At 43.6% G+C, this 1,644-nt stretch carries 2 protein-coding genes; both read right to left on the bottom strand.

Translation table 11 applies throughout. From position 1 onward, the window contains the following. Positions 1–144 precede the first annotated feature (144 nt). Complete coding sequence (locus A3762_RS26580) at positions 145–303, bottom strand: DUF2986 domain-containing protein (protein ID WP_156493446.1); 159 nt, start codon at positions 301–303, stop codon at positions 145–147. A gap of 11 nt (positions 304–314) precedes the next feature. Then, positions 315–1,529, bottom strand: a complete 1,215-nt coding sequence (locus tag A3762_RS16320; protein WP_068756013.1) for an NAD(P)/FAD-dependent oxidoreductase — start codon at positions 1,527–1,529, stop codon at positions 315–317. Between the last annotated feature and the right edge of the window lie 115 nt (positions 1,530–1,644).

Raw genomic sequence — 1,644 nt, 5'->3', positions numbered from 1 at the left:
TATTCAAACCAGGACATTACGTTTATGCGGATAACAACGGCGTGATTGTCTCGCCAGAGCCTTTGAGCATGCCTGCTTAAAACTTCGGTTGCGCTAAAAAAGCCCAGTCAAATGACTGGGCTTTTTGTTATTGGATCTAAATTGTCACTCTTGTTCCGACTCTGTGCCAGACTGTTCAAGTTCTTCTAATTCCGCGCGTTTAGCTTTTGAAATATAGGTCGACTTCTTTTTAGGCGCACGTTCAGCCGCCTCTTTTTTCATTCGCTTTTTATTGATTTGTTTGATTTTTTTTTGTCTGTTCATTTTGTCTGTCGTTAGTTTTTACAAGCGATAAGCGACTCACCCGCCGCGAAGGCGGAAGCCCATGCCCATTGAAAGTTAAAGCCGCCTAGATGTCCGGTAACGTCAAGAACTTCGCCGATCAGAAATAAGCCTTTTTGCTTTTTACTTTCCATTGTTTTGGAAGATACTTCATCTGTATGGACTCCGCCTAGCGTTACTTCAGCGGTACGATAGCCTTCTGTGCCAGAGGGTTTGAGTGTCCAAGATTGTAGTTGCTGGGCAATCTTGCGCAGTGCTTTATCTTGCATTTCGCCCATTAGTGTTGTGGCTAGATCCTTCCAAAATAGATCTTCAAGTTCTTGCACGAAAGATTTAGCTAGGCTCTTTGCGAGTATATTTTTGAGTAAGGCCTTTGGTGCATTTTGTTTTGCTTCAAAAAGCACTGCTTCGATATCTGTTTCTGGAAATAGGTTGATCTGTATTTCTTCTGAAGTGTGCCAATAATTTGAAAGTTGTAATGCCGCGGGGCCAGATATCCCTCGGTGTGTAAACAGTATGTTCTCTCGAAACGTGCGTCGCTCGTTATAAATCGCGCTGTCATGCGCCAAGCCAGACAAACGTTCGGTAAGCCCTTTGGTGGCATCACTGAAGGTGAATGGAACAAGACCTGCCCGAGTGGGAAGAACCGAATGCCCAAATTGTTCCGCAACTTGATAACCGAACCCGCTAGCGCCCATTGTAGGAATAGATAATCCGCCGCTCGCGATGACTAATTGCTTAGCCTTGAAAGTACCGATATTTGTTTTGAGAACGAAATAATCATTCTCGTATTGAATGTTATCGATATCGCACTTAGTGCGAATGTCGACCTTATCCGGCGGACACTCTTCTATGAGCATCTTAAGAATGTCTTTGGCGCTATTGTCGCAAAACAATTCGCCATGTTTGCGCTCGTGATAGGGGATTTGATGCTTTTCGACCAGTGAAATAAAGTCCCACTGTGTATATCGACTGAGCGCAGATTTAACAAAATGAGGATTTGCACAGAGATAGTTGTCGGGTTCGACAAAGTAATTAGTGAAGTTACAGCGTCCCCCGCCAGACATGAGTATTTTTTTGCCGACTTTATTTGCGCGATCTAGTACAACCGTATGTAGGCCTTTTTGTCCAGCAAATCCTGCGCACATTAATCCTGATGCGCCGCCACCAATAATGATCACGTCGCTGGTGGTAATGTAGTCATTCATAAGTATTAGCTAGATAAAGAGGTGGGGAAGTCTTCTTTGTATAGTTTTATATCTTTGATACTTCCAGATTCGGGGACTTTTGCATACCAAATGTGTTTATCCCAATCACCTAATA

Source organism: Oleiphilus sp. HI0125 (assembly GCF_001635355.1).
Note: the sequence above shows the minus strand (reverse complement) of the source record. Positions and strands in the feature narration are given on the sequence as shown.

Bases quoted from the DNA above. Each gene is read 5' to 3' on its own strand.
- A3762_RS26580 (WP_156493446.1), bottom strand. From the start codon at position 303: ATGAACAGACAAAAAAAAATCAAACAAATCAATAAAAAGCGAATGAAA.
- A3762_RS16320 (WP_068756013.1), bottom strand. From the start codon at position 1,529: ATGAATGACTACATTACCACCAGCGACGTGATCATTATTGGTGGCGGC.